Annotated in this window: 25 protein-coding genes; 17 read left to right on the top strand and 8 right to left on the bottom strand. The window is 68.8% G+C overall.

Annotated elements, in window-relative coordinates:
• Positions 1–166 precede the first annotated feature (166 nt).
• From EV670_RS07945 to EV670_RS07930, 5 genes are all read left to right on the top strand, one after another.
• Complete coding sequence (locus EV670_RS07945; RefSeq protein WP_130431301.1) at positions 167–880, top strand: helix-turn-helix transcriptional regulator; 714 nt, start codon at positions 167–169, stop codon at positions 878–880.
• Positions 881–978: 98 nt separating this feature from the next.
• A complete protein-coding gene (locus tag EV670_RS18655) occupies positions 979–1,149 on the top strand; it encodes a hypothetical protein (protein WP_165393266.1) in 171 nt (56 codons plus the stop codon).
• 49 nt (positions 1,150–1,198) lie between these two features.
• Entirely contained in the window at positions 1,199–2,449 is a 1,251-nt protein-coding gene (locus tag EV670_RS07940; RefSeq protein ID WP_130431300.1) for an HlyD family secretion protein, read from the top strand.
• A 16-nt stretch (positions 2,450–2,465) separates the two neighbouring features.
• Positions 2,466–4,664 carry a peptidase domain-containing ABC transporter gene (locus EV670_RS07935; protein ID WP_130431299.1) on the top strand — a complete coding sequence of 733 codons (2,199 nt, stop codon included), beginning with the start codon at positions 2,466–2,468 and terminating at the stop codon, positions 4,662–4,664.
• 104 nt (positions 4,665–4,768) lie between these two features.
• On the top strand, positions 4,769–4,993 hold the full coding sequence (locus EV670_RS07930; RefSeq protein WP_130431298.1) for a DUF2061 domain-containing protein: 225 nt from the start codon (positions 4,769–4,771) through the stop codon (positions 4,991–4,993).
• Here EV670_RS07930 and EV670_RS07925 read toward each other — a convergent pair.
• Both EV670_RS07925 and EV670_RS18815 read right to left on the bottom strand, forming a co-directional pair.
• Positions 4,979–5,725, bottom strand: coding sequence for an SDR family oxidoreductase (locus tag EV670_RS07925; RefSeq protein ID WP_341274604.1), 747 nt, complete (start codon positions 5,723–5,725; stop codon positions 4,979–4,981). The two genes, EV670_RS07930 and EV670_RS07925, sit on opposite strands and share 15 nt — an antisense overlap.
• Positions 5,722–6,012: a YkgJ family cysteine cluster protein gene (locus EV670_RS18815; protein ID WP_242616877.1), complete on the bottom strand. Its 291-nt coding sequence runs from the start codon at positions 6,010–6,012 to the stop codon at positions 5,722–5,724. The genes EV670_RS07925 and EV670_RS18815 overlap by 4 nt, the downstream gene beginning before the upstream one ends.
• Positions 6,013–6,169: 157 nt before the next feature.
• Here EV670_RS18815 and mnmG point away from each other — a divergent pair, with 157 nt between their 5' ends.
• From mnmG to EV670_RS07880, 9 genes are all read left to right on the top strand, one after another.
• A complete protein-coding gene (gene mnmG, locus EV670_RS07920) occupies positions 6,170–8,164 on the top strand; it encodes a tRNA uridine-5-carboxymethylaminomethyl(34) synthesis enzyme MnmG (RefSeq protein ID WP_130431297.1) in 1,995 nt (664 codons plus the stop codon).
• The gene (gene rsmG, locus EV670_RS07915) at positions 8,161–8,820 is read left to right on the top strand and encodes a 16S rRNA (guanine(527)-N(7))-methyltransferase RsmG (RefSeq protein ID WP_130431296.1); all 660 of its coding nucleotides are present in this window, start codon (positions 8,161–8,163) and stop codon (positions 8,818–8,820) included. Before mnmG ends, rsmG begins: the two co-directional genes overlap by 4 nt.
• A gap of 102 nt (positions 8,821–8,922) precedes the next feature.
• Positions 8,923–9,696 (top strand): ParA family protein, encoded by a 774-nt coding sequence (locus EV670_RS07910; protein WP_130431295.1) that lies wholly within the window; start codon positions 8,923–8,925, stop codon positions 9,694–9,696.
• A gap of 10 nt (positions 9,697–9,706) precedes the next feature.
• A complete protein-coding gene (locus EV670_RS07905) occupies positions 9,707–10,522 on the top strand; it encodes a GNAT family N-acetyltransferase (RefSeq protein WP_130431294.1) in 816 nt (271 codons plus the stop codon).
• Between the two features lie 113 nt (positions 10,523–10,635).
• Positions 10,636–12,171 carry a S41 family peptidase gene (locus EV670_RS07900; protein WP_130431293.1) on the top strand — a complete coding sequence of 512 codons (1,536 nt, stop codon included), beginning with the start codon at positions 10,636–10,638 and terminating at the stop codon, positions 12,169–12,171.
• Between the two features lie 31 nt (positions 12,172–12,202).
• Positions 12,203–12,745 carry an RBBP9/YdeN family alpha/beta hydrolase gene (locus EV670_RS07895; RefSeq protein ID WP_130431292.1) on the top strand — a complete coding sequence of 181 codons (543 nt, stop codon included), beginning with the start codon at positions 12,203–12,205 and terminating at the stop codon, positions 12,743–12,745.
• Between the two features lie 10 nt (positions 12,746–12,755).
• Entirely contained in the window at positions 12,756–13,448 is a 693-nt protein-coding gene (locus tag EV670_RS07890) for a Rossmann-fold NAD(P)-binding domain-containing protein (protein ID WP_130431291.1), read from the top strand.
• Positions 13,408–14,322 (top strand): ParB/RepB/Spo0J family partition protein, encoded by a 915-nt coding sequence (locus EV670_RS07885; protein ID WP_130431290.1) that lies wholly within the window; start codon positions 13,408–13,410, stop codon positions 14,320–14,322. Before EV670_RS07890 ends, EV670_RS07885 begins: the two co-directional genes overlap by 41 nt.
• Positions 14,319–15,245 (top strand): LysR family transcriptional regulator, encoded by a 927-nt coding sequence (locus EV670_RS07880; RefSeq protein ID WP_207225025.1) that lies wholly within the window; start codon positions 14,319–14,321, stop codon positions 15,243–15,245. Before EV670_RS07885 ends, EV670_RS07880 begins: the two co-directional genes overlap by 4 nt.
• A 236-nt stretch (positions 15,246–15,481) precedes the next feature.
• Here the strand turns inward: EV670_RS07880 and EV670_RS07875 are convergent, their stop codons facing one another.
• Positions 15,482–16,132: a TetR/AcrR family transcriptional regulator gene (locus EV670_RS07875; RefSeq protein WP_130431289.1), complete on the bottom strand. Its 651-nt coding sequence runs from the start codon at positions 16,130–16,132 to the stop codon at positions 15,482–15,484.
• A 218-nt stretch (positions 16,133–16,350) separates the two neighbouring features.
• Here EV670_RS07875 and EV670_RS07870 point away from each other — a divergent pair, with 218 nt between their 5' ends.
• Entirely contained in the window at positions 16,351–17,172 is an 822-nt protein-coding gene (locus tag EV670_RS07870; protein ID WP_130431288.1) for an oxidoreductase, read from the top strand.
• A gap of 279 nt (positions 17,173–17,451) precedes the next feature.
• Here the strand turns inward: EV670_RS07870 and EV670_RS07865 are convergent, their stop codons facing one another.
• The 5 genes from EV670_RS07865 to EV670_RS07845 form a co-directional block, all read right to left on the bottom strand.
• A complete protein-coding gene (locus EV670_RS07865) occupies positions 17,452–18,864 on the bottom strand; it encodes a gamma-aminobutyraldehyde dehydrogenase (protein ID WP_207225044.1) in 1,413 nt (470 codons plus the stop codon).
• 41 nt (positions 18,865–18,905) lie between these two features.
• Entirely contained in the window at positions 18,906–19,706 is an 801-nt protein-coding gene (locus EV670_RS07860; RefSeq protein ID WP_130431287.1) for an ABC transporter permease, read from the bottom strand.
• On the bottom strand, positions 19,696–20,637 hold the full coding sequence (locus tag EV670_RS07855) for an ABC transporter permease (RefSeq protein WP_130431286.1): 942 nt from the start codon (positions 20,635–20,637) through the stop codon (positions 19,696–19,698). Before EV670_RS07855 ends, EV670_RS07860 begins: the two co-directional genes overlap by 11 nt.
• Positions 20,638–20,779: 142 nt before the next feature.
• Positions 20,780–21,799 carry an ABC transporter ATP-binding protein gene (locus EV670_RS07850; protein ID WP_130431285.1) on the bottom strand — a complete coding sequence of 340 codons (1,020 nt, stop codon included), beginning with the start codon at positions 21,797–21,799 and terminating at the stop codon, positions 20,780–20,782.
• Between the two features lie 163 nt (positions 21,800–21,962).
• Positions 21,963–23,135, bottom strand: coding sequence for an ABC transporter substrate-binding protein (locus tag EV670_RS07845; protein ID WP_130431284.1), 1,173 nt, complete (start codon positions 23,133–23,135; stop codon positions 21,963–21,965).
• 537 nt (positions 23,136–23,672) lie between these two features.
• On the opposite strand from EV670_RS07845, the gene EV670_RS07840 reads away from it, so the two are divergent.
• Entirely contained in the window at positions 23,673–25,595 is a 1,923-nt protein-coding gene (locus EV670_RS07840) for a PrkA family serine protein kinase (protein ID WP_130431283.1), read from the top strand.
• Between the two features lie 38 nt (positions 25,596–25,633).
• Positions 25,634–26,953, top strand: a complete 1,320-nt coding sequence (locus tag EV670_RS07835) for a YeaH/YhbH family protein (protein WP_130431282.1) — start codon at positions 25,634–25,636, stop codon at positions 26,951–26,953.
• Positions 26,954–26,964 lie beyond the last annotated feature (11 nt).

Here is a 26,964-nt window from a genome sequence, read left to right as displayed (position 1 = left end):
ATCACGATGGCATCTGTAAGCTCTGTCAGACCTGTAAGAGCTGTCAGGGGGGGGTCTGTGAAACGTGGGAGAGGATCGGGCTGTGGCCTTGGAGCCGACCCGATGCGGCGTCTAGAGGCGCCGCCCGTTGGCAAAGGGCCGCGATCGTCGAGAATTTAGAAACCAAATGCTGCCTGCCAGTTACACCTCCGTCCTTGAAGCGAAGACTCGCGATGAGTTTCGCGGGGAGGTGGTGCGCTTTGCGCAGAACTTGGGGTTCGAAACGGTGACAGCGACGGCCGTGGTCGACCAACCCGGCACGAGCGCGGAGTTCTTTTCGGTCCACAACGCTCCGTCAGCGTTCATTGAGTTCACCGACGATCGAGAGGGGGCCAAGATTGACCCCGTCATGCAGCACGTGAAGCGCCACAGTGTCCCGATCATCTGGGACCAGGGCACGTACACGAGCAAGAGCCTCGGCCCCATGTGGGAGCAGCAGGCCCAGTTTGGCTACAACACGGGCATTTGCCTTGCGTTGCACCTGCCCGACGCGCGTCACTTTGTTATCGGGGTCGACCGAGCAGAGGGATTGCCGCGCCAGCCGTTTGAGGTCTCTCGAATGGTCGCTGACCTCCAACTGTTCGCTGTGTATGCACAAGACACGGCGCTGCGACTGTTGATACCCGATGTGATCGAGGCCGAGCGGCCGCGTCTGACGCCGCGTGAGCTCGAGACCCTCCGCTGGACCATGGAAGGAAAGACCGCTTGGGAGGTTGGGGCCATTCTGGGCATCAGTGAGCGAACGGCTGTGCTGCACATCAACAACGCGATGCACAAACTCGACGCGACGAACAAGCACCAAGCCGTCCTGAAGGCTCTCCGGCTCGGACTGATCCGTTGACGGTGGGCCGGAACCTGTAAGACCTGACAGTACCCACTTTGAGGGGGGGCTGATTGAATTGCTGCACGCAATCGCAACCAGCCCATCAGGAGCCTTCCATGTTCAAGCTTGCCCACCGCGCCCTGTCCCAGTCGAAGAAGCTGGCGCAATCCAACAAGCCCCATGCGCAGCAGGCAGCAGATGCTCCGAAGATGCTCGATGCCGACCTCCTCAAGCGAGTTGGCGGCGGTACGGCGGGCGCTACCGATTCGCCGCGTACCGGCTGGTAAGCCGTCGCGGAATGAGTGCCGGCGGCAGGTTCTGCCGTTTGGTTGATCAATGTTCCGCCCCGAATCCCTAGACGCCCAGCGCGAAGCCTGGCTTGGACCGATCCATCTGATTCGCCCCCTGTCGCTGACGGTCCTGACCGCGGCGGCGGTGGCAGCGGCGGTGGCGGTCGGGGCCTACCTGTATCTGGGTGAGTACACCCGCAAGGCGCGCGTCAGCGGCTGGCTGGCGCCGGACCGCGGCCTGATCCGGCTCACGCCGACCGAGGCCGGCACGGTGGTCGAACGCCATGCCAGCGAGGGCCAGCTGGTCAAGGCCGGTGAGCCGCTGTTCGTGCTCTCGGTCGACCGCAGCACCGCCACCGGCGATGCGCAGGACGGCGTGCAGCGATCGCTTGCCACCCGCGAACGCAGCCTGCAGGGCTCGCTGGCACAGCACAGCCTGCTGTCGCAGGAACAAAGCGCGGCGCTGGATCGCCGCCTGGCCGACATGCGGCGCGAGCTCGCGCAGATCGGCGCCGAGATCGACCTGCACCGCCAGCGCCTGGTGCTGGCGCGGCAGTCGCTGGCACGGCTCGAGTCGTTGCAGAAAGACAACTTCATTTCGCCGGCCCAGGTACAGCTCAAGAACGAAGAGCTGCTGGGCCTGCAGGCCCAGACCCAGGCGCTCGAGCGCCAGCACGCCACGCAGCAGCGCGAGATCGGCGCGGTCGAGGCACAGCGGCGCGAGCTGCCGCTGCAGGCCCAGGTTCGCCAGGGCGAACTCGAGCGCGAACTGGCCGAGCTGTCCCAGCAGGGAGCCGAGAGCTCGGCGCGCCAGCGGCTGGTGGTGCGCGCGCCGACCGATGGCGTGCTGAGCGCGGTGACGGCCCAGCCGGGGCAGAACATCGCTGCCGGCGCGGCGCTGGCGACCGTGTTGCCCGCCAACGCCAGCCTGCAGGCGCACCTCTACGCGCCGTCGAGCGCGCTCGGCTTCGTCCGGCCAGAGCAGAAAGTGCAGCTGCGCTACCCGGCCTATCCGTACCAGAAGTTCGGCCTGCAGCAGGGCCGGGTGCTCGAGGTGGCGCGCACGCCGCTGGCGCCAGCCGAAGTGGCTGCGCTCGGCAGTGCGGCGCGCGGCGACACCGCCGGCGAGCCGCTCTATCGCATCACGGTTGCGCTCGACCAGCAGACCGTCGCTGCCTATGGCCAGCCGCAGACCCTGTCGCCCGGCATGGCGGTCGATGCCGACGTGCTGCTCGACCGGCGGCGGCTGATCGAATGGCTGTTCGAGCCGGTGCTTGGCCTGGCCGGGCGTGTCTGATGCTTGAGCTGATCCGATGTTCGAACCGCTAGCGCAATTGCGCACCGGCCTGGGCCTGAACCGCCTGCCGATGGTGCTGCAGACCGAGGCCGCCGAGTGCGGCCTCGCCTGCCTGGCGATGGTGGCCGCGCATCACGGCCACCGCATCGACCTGGCCACGCTGCGCCAGCGCTTTTCGGTCTCGCTCAAGGGCATGACGATGGCCGACCTGGTTCGCATCGGCGGCGAGCTGCAGCTGCAGTCGCGCCCGCTGCGCGCCGAGATGAGCCACCTGGCCCAGCTGCGCACTCCCTGCATCCTGCACTGGGACCTGAACCACTTCGTCGTGCTGGCCTCGGTCGGGCGCGACCACGCGGTGATCCACGATCCGGCGCGCGGCGTGCGCAAGATCGCGCTGGCCGAGTTGTCGCGCCACTTCACCGGCGTCGTGCTGGAGCTGTCTCCGGCGGCCGACTTCAGCCCGCGCACCGAGAAGCAATCCGTCTCGCTGACTCAGCTGCTCGGCCAGGTCAGCGGGCTCAAGCGCTCGCTGTTCCAGATCTTCCTGCTGGCGCTGGCGCTCGAGGCCTTCCTGCTGCTCAGCCCGTTCTTCCTGCAATGGGTGGTCGACGGCGCGCTGGTCAGTGCGGATCGCGACCTGCTGGTCACGCTCGGCATCGGCTTCGGCGGCCTGGTGCTGCTGCAGGTGGCCAGTGGCGCGCTGCGCTCGTGGGCCGTGCTGCATCTCTCCAGCACGCTCAACTTGCAGTGGATGGGCAATGTCTTCGCCCACCTGCTGCGGCTGCCGGTGGCCTGGTTCGAGAAGCGACACGCGGGCGACGTGATGTCGCGCTTCGGCGCGGTGCAGAAGATCCAGCAGACGCTGACCACCAGCTTCATCGAGGCGCTGCTCGACGGCCTGCTGGTGGTGGTGACGCTGGCGGTGATGTGGATCTACAGCCCGACGCTGGCGCTGATCGCGCTGGCGGCGGTGGCGGTCTATGCATTGCTGCGCGCGGCCTTCTATGCACCGCAGAAGCGTGCCACCGAGGAGGCGATCGTCCACGACGCCAAGAGCGCCTCGCATTTCCTGGAGTCGCTGCGCGGCGTGACGGCCATCAAGCTGCACAACCGCGAAGCCGATCGCCAGGCGCGCTTCATGAACCTGGTGGTCGACGCGATGAACGCGCAACTCGGCGCGCGCAAGCTCGAGCTGGCAATGGGCGTGCTGCACAAGACGTTGTTCGGCCTCGAGCGGGTGGCGGTGGTCTGGGTCGGCGCGCTGCTCGTGATGGATCAGCAGTTTTCGGTCGGCATGCTGTTCGCGTTCCTCGCCTACAAGGAGCAGTTCGCGCAGCGCTGCTCGGCGCTGATCGATAAGGCGGTCGAGCTCAAGATGCTGCGCCTGCAGTGCGAGCGGCTGGCCGACATCGTGCTCGCCGAGCCCGAGCCGGCGGCGCTGCCGTCGATGGTCGACGCCACCAACCGGCCGCCGCTGGGCATCGAGGTCGAGGGCATGAGCTTTCGCTACGCCGACGGCGAGCCCTGGGTGCTCAAGGGCTGCAGCTTCGCGATCGAGCCGGGCGAATCGGTCGCGATCGTCGGCGCCTCGGGTTGCGGCAAGACCACGCTGATGAAGCTGCTGCTCGGGGTGCATGCGCCCTCGGACGGCCAGATCCGCGTCGGTGGCCGGGTGCTGGGCCCGGCCGGCATGCGCGAGTGGCGCGACCAGGTCGGCACCGTGATGCAGGACGATCCGCTGTTCACCGGTTCGATCGCCGACAACATCGGCTTCTTCGACCCGCAACCCGACATGGCGTGGATCGAGGCCTGCGCCCGGCGCGCCGCGGTGCACGACGAGATCGCCGCGCTGCCGATGGGTTATCACACGCTGGTCGGCGATCTCGGCGCCAGCCTCTCGGGCGGCCAGCGCCAGCGCATCCTGCTCGCGCGCGCGCTGTACAAGCAGCCGCAGATCCTGCTGCTCGACGAGGCCACCAGCGCACTCGACGTCGACCGCGAACGCCAGGTCAACGAGGCGATCCGCGAGCTCTCGATCACGCGCATCGTCGTGGCACATCGGCCCGAGACCATCGCCTCGGCCGACCGCATGATCGTGTTGCAGGGCGGCCGCATCGAGCAGGACGTGCGCCTGTTGCGGGCCGCCGCGCCGGCCGAGACCGCGGTGCCCGAGGCCGCGCCGGGCGAAGCGCCGCAGGCGGCCGTTCTGCACTAGCCGCGGGCCGCGCCGCGCTCGATCGACGTCATTGAACGCGCCGATTGGCCCGGCGCCGCAAATCCTCACACTATTGAGAATCATTCTCAACAAGGGGGCCGTTCTTGGCCAAGACCGCAAGCTTTGGCGTCATGCACCTCGCCGTCTCGTTCACGGTGGGCTACCTGCTGACCGGCAATCTCGCCATTGCCGGCGCGATCACCTTCGTCGAGCCGCTGGTCAACACGGTGCTGCACTACTTCTTCGACAAGTACTGGGACCACCCGGGCCTGCGCGGCCGGCTGGCGCGCCTGCGGCGGCGCCCGGCGCTGTCCTCAGAAGTGCGCTAGGTAGCCGCCGTCGACGGCCAGCGTGTGGCCGGTGATGTAGCTGGCCGCCTGCGACAGCAGGAAGACCGCTGCGCCCGCCACCTCGTGCGGTGCGCCGGCGCGGCCGAGCGAGGTGCGCTGCGACAGCCACTCGTGGGTGCGCGGGTCGGCGTTGATGGCGGCGTTGGTCTCGGTGGCAAAGAAGCCGGGCGCGATCGCGTTGACCGTGATGCCACGGGCGCCGAACTCGGCCGCCAGCGCCCGCGTCAGCGCGTCGAGCCCGCCCTTGCTGGCGGTGTAGACCGGGTCGCCGTCGCGCGCGATCTGGCCCGCAATCGAACTGATATTGACGATCCGCCCGCCGGCGTCCATCAGCCGCGCGGCGCGGCGCGCCAGGTCGAAGGGCGCAACAAGGTTGACGTCGAGCAGGCGTCGCACCTCTTCGAGCGTGAAGGCGTCGAGCGGGCGCCGGTCGCGCTGCCCGACGTTGTTGACCAGGCCATGCAGGCCGCCGGGAAGTTCGGCGAGCGTCGCGAACGCCGCGTCGACTGCGGCCGGATCGGCGATGTCGAAGGGCAGGGTGCGTGCGCCCGTGATGCCGCGCGCGGCGGCCTCCAGCGCGTCACGGTCGCGGCCGTTCAGCCAGATCTCGGCGCCGGCCGCGGCAGCGGCCTTCGCGATCGCCAGTCCCAGCCCGCGCCCGGCGCCGGTGATCAATATTCGGCGGCCTTCCAAAGAGAAGTTATCACTCACAACGTTGTTTCTGCTTGGGCAGATGAAGAAGGTCGGGTCGCCCGTTCGAGTGCGCCGAGCCAGCGCATGGCGTGCGCCCGATCCGGGCCGCACATCTCGGCCGAGGGCTGCAGCGAGCCGCAGACGGCGGGCCGTTCCGGCTTGCCGAACAGCCGGCAGCGCATCGACGCGTCGAGCTGCGCGCAGCGCTCGCCGGCCGGCTTGCCGAAGGGATGGCCGGGCAGCGGCGTAGAGATCGACGGCGCGATGCAGCAGGCGCCGCAGCCGGATCGGCAGGAGACAGACATGCGGTGATTGTCGCCGGCTGGCGCGGGAGGCTCCGGCCTTGGGCCGCCGGCCAAGACGCGGCACGGCATAGAACCTAAAATTCAAGGCTTTTCGCGGTGCGGGGCTTGTTGCCGCACGCCGACCGCGTCGGCACCAGCTCCTTTCAGCGAGGCTCCCATGCTCTTTCCCAAGCAGTTCGACGTGATCGTGGTCGGCGGCGGCCACGCCGGCACCGAGGCCGCGCTCGCCGCTGCGCGCATGGGTTGCGAGACGCTGCTGCTGACGCACAACATCGAGACGCTCGGCCAGATGAGCTGCAACCCCTCGATCGGCGGCATCGGCAAGGGCCATCTGGTCAAGGAGGTCGATGCGCTGGGCGGGGCGATGGCGGCGGCGACCGACGAGTCGGGCATCCAGTTCCGCATCCTCAACGGCTCCAAGGGTCCGGCGGTGCGCGCGACCCGTGCCCAGGCTGACCGCATCCTCTACAAGGCGGCGATCCGTCGGCGACTCGAGAACCAGCCGCATCTGACGCTGTTCCAGCAGGCGGTCGATGACCTGATGGTGGAGGGCGACCACGTGGTCGGCGCCGTGACCCAGGTCGGCATCCGCTTTCGCGCGAAGACCGTGGTGCTGACCGCCGGCACCTTTCTCGATGGCCGCATCCACGTCGGGCTGCAGAACCACAGCGGCGGCCGCGCCGGCGATCCGCCGGCGGTGAGCCTGTCGGCACGGCTGAAGGAGCTCAAGCTGCCGCAAGGCCGGCTCAAGACCGGCACGCCGCCGCGCCTGGATGGCCGCACGATCGACTTCTCGAAGTGCACCGAGCAGCCGGGCGATGGCCTCAACGGCGTTGGTCCGCTGCCGGTGTTCAGCTTCATGGGCTCGGCCGATCAGCACCCGCGCCAGGTGCCGTGCTGGATCACCCACACCAGCGAGCGCACCCACGAGATCATCCGCGGCGGCTTCGACCGTAGCCCGATGTTCACCGGCGTCATCGAGGGCGTCGGCCCGCGCTACTGCCCGAGCATCGAGGACAAGGTCAACCGCTTCGCCGACAAGGACTCGCACCAGATCTTCCTCGAGCCCGAGGGCTTGACGACCAACGAGTTCTATCCCAACGGCATCTCGACCTCGCTGCCCTTCGACGTGCAGCTCGAGGCGGTGCGTTCGATTCCGGGGCTGGAGAACGCGCACATCCTGCGGCCCGGCTACGCGATCGAGTACGACTACTTCGACCCGCGCGAGCTCAAGAGCAGCTTCGAGACCAAGGCGATCGGCGGCCTGTTCTTTGCCGGCCAGATCAACGGCACCACCGGCTACGAGGAGGCAGCGGCGCAGGGGCTGTTTGCCGGCATCAACGCGGCACTGCAGGCACGCGAGCGCGATGCCTTCGCACTGCGTCGCGACCAAGCCTACCTCGGCGTGCTGGTCGACGACCTGATCACCAAGGGCGTCAGCGAGCCCTACCGCATGTTCACCAGCCGCGCCGAGTTCCGCTTGCAGCTGCGCGAGGACAACGCCGACCTGCGGCTGACCGAGCTTGGTCGCGAAATTGGCTTGATCGACGATGTGCGCTGGAGCGCTTTCTGCAGAAAGCGCGAGGCTGTTTCACGTGAAACAGAGAGACTGCGCTCGACCTGGGTGCATCCTTCGATCGTGGCGGCAGCCGACTCCGAGCGACTTGTGGGCAAGGCGCTGGAGCGCGAGTACGCGTTGGTCGACCTGCTGCGGCGCCCGGCGGTGCACTGGGACGCGGTGGCCGAGATCGTGAGCCTGGCCAAGCCGGACCAGGCGGTGTCACGCGGAGCGCTGGTGGCCGAGTTCGGGCAGCCGCTGGCCGACGCGGTGATCGAGCAGGTCGAGATCGGTGCCAAGTACGCCGGCTACATCGACAAGCAGAACGAGGAAGTGGAGCGTGCCGCCCACTACGAACACCTGCGGCTGCCGGCCGAACTCGACTACGCGCAGGTCACGGCGCTTAGCCACGAGGTCCGCCAGAAGCTCAGCCGCTTCCGGCCGGAGACGCTGGGCCAGGCCTCGCGCCTGTCGGGCATGACGCCGGCGGCGATCTCCTTGCTGCTGGTGCACCTGCGCAAGGGCCGCTTCAAAGGCTTCGCGGCAGCCTCGGACAAGGCCGCCAACGAGGCGTCTTCCGCCTCAGCCGCATGACGGCGGCGCCGGACTTCCAGCGCGTGCTGGAGCAGGGCGCGGCCGCCCTCGGCCTGGAGCTGGATGCCGACCAGCAGCGGCGCCTGCTTGCCCATCTGGCTCTGATCGAGCGCTGGAACAAGGTCTACAACCTGACCGCGGTGCGCGACCCGGCCCAGATGCTGGTGCAGCACCTGCTCGACAGCCTGAGCGTGATCGCGCCGCTGCGCCGCCACACGGGCGGCGCGGCCGCAGCGGTGCTCGATGTCGGCAGCGGCGCCGGCCTGCCGGGGGTGACGATCGCGGTCGCCTGCCCGGAACTGGCGGTCAGTTGCGTGGACACGGTGGCCAAGAAGGCCAGCTTCATCCGCCAGGTCGCGGCCGAGTTGCCGGCGTCCAATCTGCGGGCGTTGCACGCACGCGTCGAAGCGCTCGACGCGCTGCCGTGGCAGATCATTACCGCGCGCGCCTTCTCCTCGCTGGCGGACCTGGTCTTGCTGACCCGGCCGTTGCTGGCGCCAGGCGGCGTGTGGATGGCGATGAAGGGCCAGCATCCGGCGGAGGAAATTGCTGCGTTGCCCGCCGACATCGACGTGTTTCACGTGGAACAGCTCCGCGTGCCGAATCTGAACGCAGAACGCTGCTTGATCTGGATGAAACAACGCGAGAATCTGTAGTGACCGTTTCTCGATGTTTGTTGAGACCGACCCCGGCGATGGCGGTCTCGACCACGCCGGCAACCCCGTCTCGCCACTCGCTGCCTCTCGAATCCTGAATCCATGGCCAAGATCTTCTGCATCGCCAACCAGAAGGGCGGCGTCGGCAAGACGACCACCACCGTCAACCTGGCAGCCGGGCTGGCGCAGATCGGCCAACGGGTGCTGGTGGTCGACCTCGACCCGCAGGGCAACGCGACCATGGGCTCGGGCGTCGACAAGCGGAAGCTGGAGCTCAGCGTCTACGACGTGCTGCTCGAGAGCGCCTCGATCGGCGAGGCCCGCACCCGCGCCGAGAAGGCCGGCTACGACGTGCTCGGCGCCAACCGCGAGCTGGCCGGTGCCGAGGTCGAACTGGTCGAGCTCGAGCGGCGCGACCGGCGGCTCAAGGGCGCGTTGGCCGAGATCGAGGCCGACTACGACTTCGTGCTGATCGATTGCCCGCCGAGCCTGTCGATGCTCACCCTCAACGGCCTGACCTCGGCCCACGGCGTGATCGTGCCGATGCAGTGCGAGTACTTCGCGCTCGAGGGCTTGAGCGACCTGGTCAACACCATCAAGCAGGTCCACGCCAACCTCAACAAGGATCTGCAGATCATCGGCCTGCTGCGCGTGATGTTCGATCCGCGCATCACGCTGCAGCAGCAGGTCAGCGAGCAGCTCAAGGCGCATTTCGGCGACAAGGTCTTCGAGACCGTGATCCCGCGCAACGTGCGCCTGGCCGAGGCGCCCAGCTACGGCCTGCCCGGCGTGGTGTTCGATCCGGCGTCCAAGGGGGCGCAGGCTTTCGTCGACTTCGCGCGCGAGATGGTGGCGCGCATCGAGACCATGCGCTAGAAGCTTGGGCATGGACGCCACCGCCACGCCCGCCACCGCCCCCAGCGTTGCGCTGGACGCGGCGTTGCTGGCGCGGGTCGAAGAGGCCGGCCTCAACGCCTCGGCGCCGCCGGCGCAGCGGCTGGTCGGTGGCTGGCTGGTGCGGCTGTCGCCCGGCAAGGCCAAGCGGGCACGCTGCGTCAATGCGGTCGCCACGCCGTCCGAGCCGCTGGCGCAGCTGCTCGGCCGCATCGGCGCCGTCTACCGCGAGGCCGGGTTGCCGCTGATCGTGCGCATCACGCCCTTCTCGCACCCGCGCGTGCTCGACACGCTGCTTGCGCTGCGCGGCTGGCGCCGCTTCGACGACACGCGGGTCATGGTTTGCGCCGACCTCGGCGCCGCGCCGCTCGCCGCGCTGCCGCTGCCGCCCGGCTGCACGCTCGACAGCCCCGGCCACGGCGGCTTTGCCGAGGCCGTCGGGCGCCTGCGCAACTCGCCGCTGGCTCAACGCGAGGCGCATGCCGAGCGTCTGCGCGGCTCGGCCGTGCCCTACCGCGGCGTGCTGCTCAAGGGCGCGGATGGCGAGTTGCTGGCCTGCGCGCAGATCGCCACCGAGGGTGACCTGGTCGGTCTCTACGACGTCTACACCGCGCCGGCACATCGCGGCCGCGGCCACGCACGCTGGCTCTGTACGCGACTGCTGCTCGAGGCGCGCGCGGCCGGTGCCCGCAGCGCCTACCTCCAGGTCGATGCCGACAACGCCCCGGCCCGCGCCATCTACGCGGCGCTCGGCTTCATCGACGGCTACGCCTACCACTACCGCAGCCAGGACCCCGAGGCGGTCTGAGTCCGCTGTCGCTTGCGCGGTGCACTACGGGCCAACCCACCCCCTAGATCGAGGGCGGGCCTCTAAACTCCTTGGCCAGAGCACAGGCCCTGCCGGGGAGGGTCGAGAACAACATGAAAAACCGCAATCCGTTGCGCGCGACGCTGGCCGTCGCGTTTTTTTTGATGCTTGCCGGCTGCGGTGGCGGATCCGATGCCCCGGCGACGGCGCAGCGCGCTGCACCGCTGGTCGCGGCGCAGGCCCAGCAGTGCTCGCCGAACAACCCGCATCGCGTCGATGCCGCGGCGGCGACGACGCTCGGCACGCTCGCGGATGAAAAGCGCTGGGTTCGCGCCTACCTCGACGCCGCCTACCTCTGGTATCGAGAGATAGGCAATGTGGATTCAACAGCTGCAGCCTATAGCGTCGACACGCAGGCCGGTGTGCCCGATTCGATCGCGAGCTATTTCGAGGCGCTGCTGACCCCGGCCACCACCGCCAGCGGCAAGCGCAAGGACCAGTTCAGCTTCACCTACCCGACCAAGGCCTGGAAGGAGCTCACGCAGTCCGGCGTCTCGCTCGGCTACGGCATCGAATGGTCGATGGGTTCGCCAACGCCGCCGCGCAACATCCGCATCGCCTTTGTCGAGCCCGGCTCGCCGGCCGCGGTCGCCGGGCTCCAGCGCGGCGACACGCTGCTCTCCGTCAACGGCGTCTCGGCCGACGACGGCAGCAGCTACGGTGTCGGTGTCCTCAACGAGGCCGTCTTCGGGCCTCGGGCTGGCCAGAACTACCAGTTCCGCTTCGGCCGCCAGGGAGCGCCCGAGGTCTACGCGTTGCTGGCCGGCACCGAGATCACGCGCCGGCCGGTGCTGCTGACCAAGGTGCTCGAGGTCGACGGGCAGAAGGTCGGCTACATCGTCTTCAACGACCACATCGTGCCGGCCGAAGCGCAACTGATCGCGGCCATCGAGGAGTTGCGCGCGGCCGGCATCAGCGACCTGGTGCTCGACCTGCGCTACAACGGCGGCGGCTATCTCTACATCGCCAGTGAGCTGGCCTACATGATCGCCGGGCCGACGCGCGTCGCCGGCCGACCCTTCGAGCGCCTGCAATACAACGACAAGCGCACGGCCGACACCGCCGACGGCGACACCCCGTTCTACGCCAAGGCCTGCCTGCCGGACGCCAACTTCCGCTGCAGCACCTCGCAGCCCCTGCCGACGCTGGATCTGGCGCGGGTCTACGTGCTTGCGGGCGGCTCGACCTGCTCGGCCAGCGAGTCGATCGTCAACGGCCTGCGCGGTGTCGACGTCGATGTCAGGCTCATCGGTGGCAGCACCTGCGGCAAGCCCTACGGCTTCACCGCGCGCGACAACTGCGGCATCTCTTACTTCCCGATCGAGTTCCAGGGCGTCAACGCCAAGGGCTTCGGCGACTACGCCGACGGCTTCGGCGCCCAGTGCGCGGCGGCCGACGACATGAACCACGCGCTCGGCGACCCGGCCGAGGGGCGGCTCGCGGCCGCGCTGCACCTGCGCAGTACCGGCAGCTGCCCGCCGGTGCCGGCCACGCCGCTCTCGGTGCGGCCGAAGGCCGGGACGTCCGAGCCGCGGCTGGTGCGCGGGCCGACGCGCGAGAACCGCTTCCTGGTGCCGCTGCAACGCTGACCAGGCGCGGCGCCCCGCACAATGGCGCGCCATGCACGACACACGCGTCCTCCTGCTGCCCGGCTGGCAGAACTCCGGCCCCGACCACTGGCAAAGCCGCTGGCAGGCGCTGCACGGCGATCACCGGGTCGAGCAGGACGACTGGCACTGGCCCCGGCGGGGCGACTGGATCTCGCGCCTCGACGAGGAACTGCTGGCCGATCCGCGACCGGCGCTGCTGGTTGCCCACAGCCTTGGCTGCCAGGCGGTCGCGGCCTGGGCCGCGCATTCGCGGCACACCTCGCGCGTGCGCGGCGCGCTGCTGGTGGCGGCGCCCGATACCGAGCGCGCCGACATGCCGCCGCAGCTGCACAACTGGCGGCCGATGGTGCGCGCGCGGTTGCCGTTTGCCGCGACGCTGGTCGCCAGCAGCGACGACCCCTACTGCGCGCTCGATCGCAGCACCGGCCTCGCCGCCGACTGGGGCGCCGCGCTGGTGCTGGCGGGTGCCTGCGGCCATCTGAACGGCGACTCCGGCCTCGGCGACTGGGCCGAAGGGCGGGCGCTGCTCGAGGCGCTGGCGGCGCCTGCCTGAGCGGCCGACGATGAGCCTGCGCGAGACGCTTGCCGCGCCCTGGTGGCAACTGCTGCTGCGCGGCGGCTTCTGCCTCGGCCTGTCGCTCGGCGTCTACCGGCTCTTCGGAGCGGCGACGATGGTGCTCAGCCTGCCGCTGTGGGGCTACCTGCTCGCGCGGCCGCTGATGGACGTCACGGCCGAACTCGTGCGCGGCATCCGCGCCGCCGCCTGGTCGGAGTTCGAGGGTCGCCACCACAGCGTGGCCGGGCGGCCGCTGCGCGTGATCGAGGAGGGCGCCGACGCCTGGCTGCACCTGCACGACCTGCGCCGCGCGCTCGGCCTCGACAGCAAGGGGCTCGACGACGAGAGCCTGGTCGCCGAGTTCCGCGGCCGCTGGCGCGCGCTGCCCGAGCGCGCTCGCGGCCCGCTGGTGCCGCATGTGCGCGGCGACGCCGCCGTGGCCTGGATGGCGCGCCAGCCGCAGGCCGCCGACCCGCTGTGGGGCCGCATCCGCAAGCACATCGAGCGCGACATCGTGCACCCGGCCGCGCGTCGTGCAGGGCGCGACGCCGCTAGCCCGCTGGCCCATCACACCGCACCGCCGCGGCCGCCGACCGCACCGCCGCCGACGGTCAGAGACTCACGGCCGGCGGCACCGAACCATCAGGGACAATCGACCCATGGCAACCAAGAAACCCAAGGGCCTGGGCCTCGGCCTTGAAGCCCTGCTCGGCCCCAAGGTCAGCGAGACGCAGAACAGCGGCGCCGGCGATGGCTACCCGACGACCCTGAAGCTCGCCGCGCTGCAGCCCGGCAAGTACCAGCCGCGCACGCGCATGGACGAGGGCTCGCTCTACGAGCTGGCCGAGAGCATCAAGAGCCAGGGCATCATGCAGCCGGTGCTGGTGCGGCCGGTCGGCGGCAGCGGCGCGGCGCGCTACGAGATCATCGCCGGCGAACGCCGCACCCGCGCGGCCAAGCTGGCCGGTCTCGACGAGGTACCGGTGCTGGTGCGCGACGTGCCCGACGAGTCGGCCGCGGTGATGGCGCTGATCGAGAACATCCAGCGCGAGGATCTCAACCCGCTGGAAGAGGCGCAGGGCCTCAAGCGCCTGACCGACGACTTCGGCCTGACCCACGAGCAGGCGGCGCAGGCGGTGGGCCGCTCGCGTAGCGCGGCGAGCAACCTGCTGCGCCTGCTGAACCTGGCCGAGCCGGTGCAGCAGATGCTGATGGCGGGCGACCTCGACATGGGCCACGCGCGTGCGCTGCTGTCGCTGGAGCGGGTCCAGCAGATCACCGCCGGCCACGAGATCGTCGCGAAGAAGCTGACGGTGCGCGATGCCGAGAAGCTGGTCGCCCGCGCCACCGCCGGCGGCCGCCAGACCCAACTGCTGCGCGGCAAGGCGGCCAAGCCGCGCGACGTGGTGCGGCTCGAGGAGGAGCTGGCCGACCTGCTGACCGCGGCGGTCGAGATCCGGATCAAGAAGCGCACCAAGCGTGGCGAGCAGGGCGAGGTGGCGATCGCCTTCGGCTCGCTGGAAGAGCTCGACGGCCTGATCGAGCGCCTGCGCGGCGAACGCGCCGAGCCTTGAACCGCAACATCACGCTGCGCCAGTTCCGCTACTTCGTGGCGGTGGCGGAGACGCAGTCGGTGGCGGCCGCGGCGCGCATGCTCAGCATCGCGCAGTCTGCGGTCACCAAGAGCATCCTCGAGCTCGAGGCCACGCTCGGCGAGCGGCTCTTCGAGCGCTCGGCGCGCGGCATGCAGCTGACGCCGGATGGCCATCGCTTCCTGGCCAGCGCGCACAAGGTGCTGTCGGCGGTGGCCGAGGCCACGCGGCTTAACCGCGCGCAGCCCGAGGGCCTCTCGGGCACGTTGGCGGTGGGCGTGACCTCGCTGGTCGCCGGCTACTACCTCAGCGAGCTGCTGTCGCGCTTCCAGCGCAGCTGCCCGCAGGTGCGGCTGCAGGTGGTCGAGGACTCGCCGCCCTTCCTCGAGCACCTGCTGATCAACGGCGAGCTCGAGGTCGCGATCATGGTCAGCAACGCGCTCGGCGAGCCGCAGGCGCTGGTGGCCGAGACGCTGACGCGCTCGCCGAACCGGGTCTGGCTCGCCGCCAACCACCCGCTGGCCGAGGTCGAGGAACTGAGCCTGGCGCAGGCGGCGGCGCACGACGTGATCGTGCTCGACGCCGACCGCATCGACGACCTGATGCGCGCGGTCTGGGCGCGCTACCAGCTCAAGCCGCGCACGCTGCTGCACACCTCCTCGCTGGAGGCGGTGCGCTCGCTGGTCGGCGTGGGTGCCGGCATCGCGGTGCTGCCGGACTTCCTGTACCGGCCGTGGACGCTGGACGCCGAGCACGTGGTGGCGCGTCCGCTGCGCGACGCGGTGCCGACGGTGGACGTGGGCTTGGTCTGGCGCCGCGGGCTGGCGCTGAAGCCCGCGGCCGCCGAGTTCATCGAGCTGGCGCGCGAGCAGGCCCAGGCGCGGGCGCGACGGGCACGGGCCTGAGGCCAGCTCGCTTTCGAACTCAAAAGTGCTGGGCCGCTTGCGGCGCATTGCTGAAGTTCAACTTCGAGCGGTGAACTCGCGCTCCCGACCCACTGCAGACTCCGGGATGCGTGGAAAGCGGACATTCCTTTGGGGGCGCTCGACCGAGGAGATTCGTTCAAAGTGCCTATGGACAGGCCACCACGTACGATTCTCTGTCGCAGCCTGTGAGTTCATCTCAGCTCGTACTCCCTTCGTCACGGTGCCTTCGCGTAGGCCGCGATGAACACCCGCACCGCCTCCCGCAGCAGCGCTCTGTTCTCCCGCGCATCGTGCATGTCGAGCATCAGCAGCCCGCGGATGTGGCCATCGCCAAGGAACATCGACAGGAACAGGTCCGCCGCCTGACGCGGGTGCCGTATGTGCAGCGTGCCCTGCGCATCAGCGCGGCGCAGATAGGCAGCCAAGTCGCCGATCAGCCTGTCGGCCCCCTGCCTGTAGAAGGCCAAGCACGCCTCGCGCTGCGTCCCGGCGGCGCCGTATAGCGAACGAAACTGGCCTAGCGTGTCCTCCTCACGCGCCAGCGTGAGGAATTGCTCTCCGATGGCCAGCAGCGCCTTCTGAGGCTGCTTCGGGTCCAGCGCTTCGACGCCGGCCAGCCCGCCCATCACGCGATCGGTGCGATCGCGAATCACTGCCTCGAACAGCCCTTCCTTCGAAGCGAAGTGGCTGTAGATGGTCATCTTCGAGACGCCGGCCTTGGCGGCGATGGCGTCGACGCTGGCCCGCTCGAAACCGTGCCCATCGAAGTGGCTGCGCGCCGCTTCCATGATGCGCCGCAAGCGCTCGGGGTCGCGCGGCCGGCCGCGACGCGGCTGGGGCGCGACATCGTCCTCGGTTTGGGGCATCGGCTTATTTCTGTACTTGATAGTCCATTATATGCCACTACACTTACTGTACTTAGAAGTACGGTAAATCAACAGCCATTTCATAGCGCCCACCGGAGAGGCCGCCCTAGCAGCCGGCTCGGTCAATTGCAGCTTCGACAGACATCTCGATTCGGCGTTCAAAGCATGCCTCAGCAGGTTCCCCGTAGTGTCAGATTCAAATGGAAAGTGAGATCTCAATGTCAACAGATCAGAAACAGCAGCCCGTGGCGATCGTCACCGGGGCGACGGCAGGCATTGGTGCAGCAACCGCCTGCGCGCTGCATGCCGCGGGGTACCGAGTTTTCGGGACCTACCGCAAGCCCCCGGCGACGGGGATACCCGGCATCGACTACGTGGCCTGCGACGTGACCAACGACCTGACGGTTGAAGCGGCGGTGCGCGAGGTGCTTGCCAAGGCAGGCCGCATCGACCTGCTGGTCAACAACGCGGGCGTTGGCTTGATCGGCGCCGCGGAGGAGTCTTCGCTCGAACAGGCCCGGTCCCTCTTCGATGTCAACCTCTTCGGCGTGATTCGCATGACCAACGCTGTTCTGCCCGCGATGCGCCAGCAGCGGTCGGGACGCATCGTCAACATCAGCTCGGTAATGGGCCTGATTCCCTCGCCCTTCATGGCACTGTACTCGTCGAGCAAACACGCAGTGGAGGGCTACTCGCAGGCGCTGGACCACGAGGTCAGAGTCTGCGGGATCAGGGTCGTTCTCGTCGAACCGAGCTACACCCGCACCACGTTCGAGAGCAACGCGCTGGCAGCCGACCAGAACATCGAACACTATGCGCTGGCGCGAGCGAACGCCGAAGCCGTGATGCGCAAAGAGGCAGCGAAAGCCGACCTACCGGAAGTGGTGGCCGGGACAGTCGTCACCGCCGCCATCGCCGCGAAGCCGCAGCTGCGCTACACGGCTGGACGTGACGCCACAACGGTCAGTCTGCTCAGACGCTTCGTACCGACGTCGGCGTTCGACAAGAGCTTGCGCAAGCGGATGCAGATGCCGGCATAGGCCTACTACATTGGCTTACCCAGGCGGTGTCCCGAGTTGAACGGCCCATACGTGCTCCACTGCTGGTGTGTCGGCTCACGCCATCCATGCGAATGGCAGTCAGTGACGGCTTCCGGCCACGACTCGAGTGGCCGCTCCTGGCCGAGAGAGTGTGTTCGACGGCAAACGTTGAAGTTCGGCGATGCGCCGAAGGCGGGCGTTGCGGCTGTGAAGTTCTTGACTATTGATCGCGCAACCGTATGAGCGCCGCCAGCCGCGCAAGCCGCGCCGATCGCACGCCTACAGCTTGACCATCACGTGCCGCGGCACCGTGTAGTCCTCGAGCGCGTAGATGCTCAGGTCCTTGCCGTAGCCGCTGCTCTTGAGGCCGCCGTGCGGCATCTCGTTGACCAGCATGAAGTGGGTGTTGATCCAGGTGCAGCCGTAGCGCAGCTTGCGCGCGACCCGCATCGCGCGACCCACGTCCTGCGTCCAGACACTCGAGGCCAGACCGTAGTCGCTGTCGTTGGCCCAGGCGATGGCCTGGTCGGCGTCGCTGAAGCGGGTGATGCTGACCACCGGGCCGAAGACCTCGCGCCGCACGATCTCGTCGTCCTGGCGCGCGCCGGCGATCACCGTCGGCTCGTAGAAGAAGCCGGCGCCGGCCTTGAGCTTGCCGCCGGTGGTGATCTCCATGTGGCCGGTCATCTGCGCGCGCTCGACGAAGCTGGCGACGCGGTTGCGCTGGCGGTCGCTGATCAGCGCGCCGACCTCGGCCCCCTCGTCGTCGCCGGCGCCGAGCGTGATGCCGCGCACCGCGCTCGTGAGGTCGGCCACCAGCTTGTCGTGGATCCTGGCGCCGGCATAGATGCGGCAGGCGGCGGTGCAGTCCTGGCCGGCGTTGTAGTAGCCGAAGGTGCGCAGCCCCTCGACCACCGCATCCAGGTCGGCGTCGTCGAAGACGATCACCGGCGCCTTGCCGCCGAGTTCCAGATGGGTGCGCTTGACGTTGGTGGCGGCGCTCTGCAGGATCTTCTTGCCGGTCGAGACGTCGCCGGTGATCGAGACCATCGCCACCTTCGGATGCTCGACCAGCGGCTGGCCGACGCTGCCGCCGCGGCCGCAGAGCACGTTGACCACGCCCTTCGGCAGGATCTCGGCCATCAGCCGCGCCAGGCGCAGCGTGCTCAGCGGGGTCTGCTCGCTGGGCTTGATCACCACCGTGTTGCCGGCGGCCAGCGCCGGCGCCAGCTTCCAGGCCGCCATCATCAGCGGGTAGTTCCAGGGCGCGATGCTGGCGACCACGCCGACCGGGTCGCGCCGGATCATGCTGGTGTGGCCGGCCAGGTACTCGCCGGCCAGCGCGCCGGTCAGGCCGCGCACCGCGCCGGCGAAGAAGCGGAAGCAGTCGGCCACCGCCGGGATCTCGTCGCCGAGGGCGCGCGCGTAGGGCTTGCCGCAGTTCAGCGCCTCGGTGCGGGCGAAGGCCTCGGCGTCGGCCTCGATTCGGTCGGCCAGCGTCAGCAGCAGGCGCGAGCGTTCGGCCGGCGTGGTCTCGCTCCAGCTTTCGAAGGCGCGCGCCGCGGCCGAGACCGCGCGGTTGACCTGCTCCAGCGAGGCCTCGGCCACGCTGGCGATGGTCTCGCCGGTGGCCGGGTTGAGGATCTTCTCGACCTCGCCCTCGCCGGGGACGAAGGCACCGTCGATCAGCAGTTCGGTATGAAGGCTCAGGCTCATCGTTGTCTCTCCGAGGGTCAGCGCGACGCAGGGGCTTCGTCGGCGCGGGTGAGGGTGTAGGCCAGCAGGATCGGCACGAAGGTCAGCGCGATGATCAGCACCGCCACGACGTTGGTGACCGGCCGCTGGCGCGGGCGGATCAGCTCCTGCAGCATCCAGATCGGCAGCGTGGTCTGCTGGCCGGCGGTGAAGGTGGTGACGATCACCTCGTCGAAGCTCAGCGCGAAGGCCAGCAGGCCGCCGGCCAGCAGCGCCGAGCCGAGCTGCGGCGCGATCACGTGGCGCAGGGTCTGGAACATGTCGGCGCCGAGGTCCATCGAGGCCTCGATCAGCGAGGGGCTGAGCCGGCGCAGCCGCGCCACCGCGTTGTTGTAGACCACGACGACGCAGAAGGTCGCGTGACCGATGACGATGGTCCAGAACGAGAACGGGATCTCGAAGCTGCCATAGGCGCTGCGCAGCGCGATGCCGGTGATGATGCCGGGCAGCGCGATCGGCAGGATCAGCAGCAGGTTGATCGAGTCGCGACCGAAGAAGCGGTGGCGCGCCAGCGCGCCGGCGGCCAGCGTGCCCAGCACCAGCGCGATCAGCGTGCTCCACGCCGCCACCTGCAGCGACAGGCCGATCGCGCGCCAGACATCCTCGCGCCCGAAGGCCACCGCGAACCATTGGGTGGTCAGCGCCGGCGGCGGGAACACGTAGCTCTTGTCCTCGGCGCTGAAGGCGTACAGCACGATCAGCGCCAGCGGGATGTGCAGGAAGGCCAAGCCGCCCCAGGCGGCGGCGCGCAGGCCGAGCGAGGCGCGCTCAGAGCGCATCGAAGGCTCCCTGGCGCTTGGCGAACCAGAGGTAGGTCGCGATCAGCACGATCGGCACGATCGAGAACGCGGCCGCGAACGGCACGTTGCCGGCCGTGCCCTGCTGCATGTAGACGACCTGGCCGATGAACAGCGTGGAGTCGCCGATCACCTGCGGAATGATGTAGTCGCCCAGCGTCAGCGAGAAGGTGAAGATCGAGCCGGCCACCAGGCCCGGCCAGGCCAGCGGCAGGATCACGCGGCGGAAGGTCTGCGCCGGACCGGCGCCGAGGTCGCCCGAGGCCTCGATCAGCGAGGCGGGGATGCGCTCGACCGCGGCCTGGATCGGCAGGATCATGAACGGCAGCCACATGTAGACGAAGACCAGGAAGGTGCCCAGCGGCGAGAAGCTCAGCGACGGGCCGCCGACCAGCGGCAGCGCCAGCAGTCCGTCCAGTGCCCACGTCAGGTGCAGCCGCTCGGCCAGCCACGAGATCGCGCCCTCCTTGGCCAGCAGCAGCTTCCACGCGTAGAGCCGCACCAGGTAGCTGCTCCACAGCGGCAGCATCACCGCGATGTAGAAGAAGGCCTTGGTCCAGCCGCGCGCGTAGCGCCCCATGTAGTAGGCGATCGGGAATCCGATCGCCGCGCAGGCCAGCGTGACCGCCAGCGCCATCAGCGTGGTGCGCAGCACCACGTCGAGGTTGGCCGGCTCGAGCAGCGCGACGAAGTTCTTGAGCGTCGGCTCGCGCACCACCAGGCCGGAGAAGTCGTCGAGCTGGAAGAAGGCGTTGGCCAGCAGCGTCAACAGCGAGCCGAGGTAGATCACGCCGAACCACAGCAGCGGCGGCGCCAGCAGCGCCAGCAGCAGCAGGCGCGGACGGGTCGCGAGCTGGTCGCTCAGCCGCCGCCGCGGCGAGGCCGGCAGCGGGGCAGCGACTGCCACGTTCATGGGGCCCCCTTGGCCCTGCGGGCCGTCCCCCCGAGGGGGCTGAGGGCCGCGGCTCCAAGTCCGCCTGCGCGGACTTGGACGGGCCGAAGGACGTGCCCGTCTCGGGCACGGCGCGAGCGCCTTCGGAGCGGCCGTGCGGCGCTCACGCGGCCTCCCGCAGCGGGTGCACCGCCGCGTCGTCCCAGTGCAGGCGCGCGCCGGCGCCGCGCTCGGGCGTCGGCAGCGCCGCCGGCAGGTCGACGCTGAGCGACCCGCCGGCGCCCTCGAGCGCGATGCGCACGCGCACCGAGGCGCCGTAGTACTGCAGGTCCTCCACCGTGCCGCGCGCGCGGTGGTTGCCGGCCGCCGCGCCGTCGCCCAGGCTGATGCGCTCCGGCCGCAGCATCGCGCAGCGGTGGCCGGTGAGGCGCTGCGCCAGCTCGCCGTCGAGCACGTTGGCGGCGCCGACGAACTCGGCGACGAAGCGGGTCGCCGGCCGCTCGTAGATGGCGCGCGGCGCGTCCACCTGCTCGAGCCTGCCGCGGTTGAAGACGCCGACCCGGTCGCTCATCGACAGCGCCTCGTGCTGGTCGTGGGTGATGAACAGGAAGGTGATGCCGAGCTGGCGCTGCAGGCTCTTGAGCTCGACCTGCATCTGCTCGCGCAGCTTGAGGTCGAGCGCGCCGAGCGGCTCGTCGAGCAGCAGCACCTGCGGCTGGCCGATCAGCGCGCGCGCCAGCGCCACCCGCTGGCGCTGGCCGCCGGAGAGCTGGGCCGGTCGCCGCTCGCCGACCTCGGGCAGGCGCACCAGCGCCAGCAGCTCGTCGGCGCGCCGCAGCCGCTCGGTCTTCGGCAGCCCCCGCACCATCAGCGGGTAGGCGACGTTGTCGCGGATGCTCATGTGCGGGAACAGCGCGTAGTCCTGGAACACGGTGTTCACCGGCCGCGCATAGGGCGGCAGGCGGCTCACGTCCTGGCCGCCGATCAGGATCCGGCCGGCGGTGGGCAGCGTGAAGCCGCCGATCATGCGCAGGCAGGTGGTCTTGCCCGAGCCCGAGGGCCCGAGCAATGTGAAGAACTCGCCAGCCTCGATCGTGAGATCCACGCCGTCGACGGCGCGCACCTCGCGACCGGCCGGGCCGAAGGCGCAGGAGACTTGTTCGAGGGTGACGGCGGCGGTCATGCAGCAACCTTGCTTGAGGCGGCTCGCGACCCCGCAGGGCAGCGAGCCGCAGGTGAGGCAGCTGGCGTCGCGAGCGGGCCGAGGTGAGTTCGAGGAGCGCAGCCGTACTCATGTACGGCGAGCACCGCAGGGCTCAGATCGACCCGCGCAGCAGCCAGATGCCTTACCTGCCACCCAGAATCGCGATGAAGTCAGAGACCCACTTGTGATACGGGATGCACTGGTCCTTCTGCGTCGCGCACTTGGTGGTCGGCGTCCTCCAGAACGAGATGCGGTCGAAGCTGTTGAAGCCCTGGCGCGCGCAGCCGTCCTCGCCGAGCAGCGCGTTGCCCTTGCAGGCCGCCGGCACCGAGGGCACCGAGCCGAACCAGGCCGCCAGGTCGCCCTGCACCTGCGGGCTCAGCGAGTGCTCCATCCACAGATAGGCGCAGTTCGGGTGCTTGGCCTCGGCGTGCAGCATGGTCGTGTCGGCCCAGCCGGTGGCGCCCTCGACCGGCACCGTGGTCGCGATCGGCCGGTTCTTGCTCTTCAGCACGTTGGCCTGGAACTGCCAGCTGCTGGAGGCCACGACGCCCTCGTTGGTGAAGTCGTCGATCTGCACGAAGGCGTCGTGCCAGTAGCGGCCGACCAGCTTGCGCTGCTGGCGCAGCAGGTCGAGCGTGGCCTTGTACTGCGCCTCGTTCAGTTCGTAGGGATCCTTGATGCCGAGCTCGGGCCGGTTCTTCATCAGGAACAGCGCGGCGTCGGCGATGTAGATCGGGCCGTCGAAGGCCTGGATCCGGCCCTTGTTGCTCTTGCCGTCGGGCAGCGTCGTCTCTTCGAACACCACCTTCCAGCTCGGCGGCGTCTGGCCCTTGAAGGCGTTGGTGTTGTACATCAGCACGTTCCAGCCCCACTGGTAGGGCACGCCGTAGTGCTGGCCGGCAACGGTGTGCCAGGGCGCCTTCTGCAGCCGCTCGTCCACCGTCTTGAAGCTCGGCACCAGCGCCACGTTGACCGGCTGCACGCGCTTGCCGGCGATCAGGCGCAGCGAGGCGTCGCCCGAGGCGGTCACGAGGTCGAAGCCGCCCTCGTTCATCAGCGCGACCATCTCGTCGGAGGTGCCGGCGGTCTTGACGTTGACCTTGCAGCCGGTCTTCTTCTCGAAGGCCGTCACCCAGTCGAACTTCTTGTCGGTTTCGCCGCGTTCGATGTAGCCGGGCCAGGCGACGATGTCCACCTGCCCCTCAGGCTTGCCGATCTTCTGCAGCGGACCGGCTGCAAGGGCGGAGCCGCCCAGGATCGCAGCGGCGATGGTGACGGCGCCGAGGCGGCGCACGCGACTTGAATTGGCCATGGTCTTGTGTCTCCGTTATAGGAAGTGCTTGCCAACATCGCGTGTCGACCACCCGGCCGCACGCCACAGCCCGCGCAGCGTAGGGGCTGGGTTGCCGGGGCGCCAAGTTCAATATTCGGACGGTGAGCGATCTCGCATCGAGATAGCTAGGGCGACTACCGAGGCATCCGTCACCGGCAGGTGTCCGCCGAGGTGGCGGCTGCGGCGTTGAAGCGGCATGGCCCCAAAGTTGCGTGTCAGTAGCGCATCGAATCGCGAACAAATTCCTTGGCGCTGTCGGGTTGACGCATCGGGTGGTGGCGGAGGGCGGCGAAGCGGAGCATCCTTGTCCTGCGACGGCTGCATCTGAATCGCACCGTCGACGGAACCGATGCGTGGTCTTCGGCCTCATCCCGATATCGGGGTCGACCACGGGCGCCGGGCCGGCAGCGGCGGGCTCGGAAATGAGGGATCGGATATCGGGCAGCGCTGCACGCGCGGTTGGCAGGACCGGCCCGCGTGGCGACGCCGCCTCCGGCAGTTGAAAGGAGGTCGTGGATGGACGTGATCAGCAGCTTCGCGCAGCGCTACGAGCGCAATCGCGAAGAGGAAATCTCGCTCGAGGAGTACCTCGAGATTTGCCGGCGCGAGCCGCTGGCCTACGCAAGCGCTTCCGAGCGCATGCTCAAGGCGATCGGCGAGCCGGAACTCGTCGACACGCGCAACGACCCGCGCATGTCGCGCCTGTTCGCCAACAAGGTGATCAAGCGCTACCCGGCCTTCGCCGAGTTCTACGGCATGGAGGAATCGATCGAGCAGGTCGTTTCCTACTTCCGCCACGCGGCGCAGGGCCTCGAGGAACGCAAGCAGATCCTCTACCTGCTCGGCCCGGTCGGCGGCGGCAAGAGCAGCATCGCCGAGCGGCTCAAGCAGCTGATGGAGCAGGTGCCGTTCTATGCGCTGAAGGATTCGCCGGTCAACGAGTCGCCGCTGGGGCTGTTCAGCCCCGACGAGGACGGGCCGATCCTCGAGAAGGAATACGGCATCCCGCGGCGCTACCTGCAGCGCATCCTCAGCCCCTGGGCCGTCAAGCGGCTCGAGGAGTACGGCGGCGACATCCGCCGCTTCAAGGTGGTCAAGCGCCACCCGAGCATCCTCAAGCAGATCGCGGTCAGCAAGACCGAGCCGGGCGACGAGAACAACCAGGACATCAGCTCGCTGGTCGGCAAGGTCGACATCCGCAAGCTCGAGACCTACGCCCAGGACGACCCGGACGCCTACAGCTACTCCGGCGGCCTGTGCCTGGCCAACCAGGGCCTGCTCGAATTCGTCGAGATGTTCAAGGCGCCGATCAAGGTGCTGCACCCGCTACTCACCGCCACCCAGGAAGGCAACTTCAAGGGTACCGAGGGCTTCGGCGCGATCCCCTTCGACGGCATCATCCTCGCGCACAGCAACGAGAGCGAGTGGAAGGCCTTCCGCAACAACAAGAACAACGAGGCCTTCCTCGACCGCATCTACATCGTCAAGGTGCCGTACTGCCTGCGCGTCAGCGAGGAAGTCCGGATCTACGAGAAGCTGATCCGCAGCTCCTCGCTCGGCCAGGCCGTCTGCGCGCCGGGCACGCTGCGGATGATGGCGCAGTTCGCGATCCTCACGCGCCTGAAGGAGCCCGAGAACTCCAGCCTCTATTCCAAGATGCTGGTCTACGACGGCGACTCGCTCAAGGACACCGACCCGCGCGCCAAGAGCTACCAGGAGTACCGCGACTACGCCGGCGTCGACGAGGGCATGAGCGGGGTCTCGACGCGCTTCGCCTTCAAGATCCTGTCCAAGGTCTTCAACTTCGACAGCTCCGAGGTCGCCGCCAACCCGGTGCACCTGATGTACGTGCTCGAGCAGCAGATCGAGCGCGAGCAGTTCGCGCCCGAGCTCGAGCAGAAGTACGTCGGCTTCGTCAAGGAGCTGCTGGCGCCGCGCTACGCCGAGTTCATCGGCAAGGAGATCCAGACCGCCTACCTGGAGAGCTACAGCGAGTACGGCCAGAACATCTTCGACCGCTACGTCACCTACGCCGACTACTGGATCCAGGACCAGGAGTACCGCGACACCGATACCGGCGAGGTCTTCGACCGCGGCTCGCTCAACGGCGAGCTCGAGAAGATCGAGAAGCCGGCCGGCATCAGCAACCCCAAGGACTTCCGCAACGAGATCGTCAACTTCGTGCTGCGCGCGCGCGCCAACAACGCCGGCAAGAACCCGCTCTGGACCAGCTACGAGAAGCTGCGCGTGGTGATCGAGAAGAAGATGTTCTCGAATACCGAGGAACTGCTGCCGGTGATCAGTTTCAACGCCAAGGCCAGTGCTGACGAGGCGCGCAAGCACGAGAACTTCGTGCAGCGCATGGTCGACAAGGGCTACACGCCCAAGCAGGTGCGCCTGCTGTGCGAGTGGTACCTGCGGGTGCGCAAGAGTTCATGACGACACGCGGCTGAACGCAACCAGGGCAAGAGCTGTCCATGGCGCTCCAACAGATCATCGATCGCCGGCTGCAGGGCAAGAACAAGTCGGTCGGCAATCGGGAGCGCTTTTTGCGCCGCCACAAGGACCAGATCCGAGAGGCGGTGCGCAAGGCCATCAACGGGCGCGGCATCCGTGACATCGAGCAGGGCGAGGACATCACGCTGCCCAAGCGCGACGTCTCGGAGCCGGTGTTCCAGCATGGCAGCGGCGGCAAGCGCGAGCTGGTGCATCCGGGCAACCGCGAGTACGTGGCCGGCGACCGCATCGAGCGGCCGCAGGGTGGCGCGGGGCAGGGCAGCGGCGGTGGCCAGGCCAGCGATTCCGGCGAGGGCGAGGACGACTTCGTCTTCCACCTGAGCCGCGAGGAGTTCATGGAGGTCTTCTTCGAGGACCTGGCGCTGCCCAACCTCGTCAAGACCCAGCTCGCCGAGGTGCCGGAATACAAGATGCAGCGCGCCGGCCTGACCAGCGATGGCACGCCGAACAACCTGCATGTGCTGCGCTCGATGCGCGGCGCGATCGGTCGCCGCATCGCGATCGGTGCCGAAGCGCGACGCGAATTGCGCCATCTCGAGGCACAGCTTGCGCATCTCCAGCACCATGTCCGCGGCGACGCCGATCTCGACCCCGGCCGCGAGATGCGCCAGCGCGAGATCAAGGAGCTCGAGGCCAGGATCGTGTTGCTGCGCGAGCGCGTGGCGCGCATCCCCTACCTCGACCCGATCGACCTGCGCTACCGCAGCCGGGTGCGGGTGCCGGTGCCGACCACCAAGGCGGTGATGTTCTGCCTCATGGATGTCTCCGGCTCGATGGACGAGGCGCGCAAGGACCTCGCCAAGCGCTTCTACATCCTGCTCTACCTGTTCCTCACGCGCCACTACGACCACATCGACCTGGTCTTCATCCGCCACCACACGCAGGCGCAGGAGGTCAACGAGCAGGAGTTCTTCCACGCCACCGAGACCGGCGGCACGGTGGTCAGCAGCGCGCTGGTGCTGATGAAGGAGATCGTCGACGCGCGCTACCCGACCAGCGAATGGAACATCTACGCGGCCCAGGCCAGCGACGGCGACAACTGGCACCACGACAGCGGCCGCTGCCGCGAGATGGTCGAGCAGCAGCTGCTTCCGCTGGTGCGCTACTTCGCCTACGTGCAGGTGGCCGAGGCCGAGCAGAACCTGTGGGAGGAGTACGCGCAGATCGCGGCCGCGCACCGGCACTTCGCGATGCGCAAGGTGCTCGAGCCTTCGCAGATCTACCCCGTGTTCCGCGAGCTGTTCCGCAAGGAAGGCGCGCCCACCGCCGAGGCAGCCTGAGCGCTGCCCAA

Source organism: Rivibacter subsaxonicus (genome assembly GCF_004217215.1).
GTDB classification, from domain to species: domain Bacteria; phylum Pseudomonadota; class Gammaproteobacteria; order Burkholderiales; family Burkholderiaceae_C; genus Rivibacter; species Rivibacter subsaxonicus.
The sequence above is the reverse complement of the archived record's forward strand: the minus strand, read 5'-3'. Positions and strand labels throughout refer to the sequence as shown.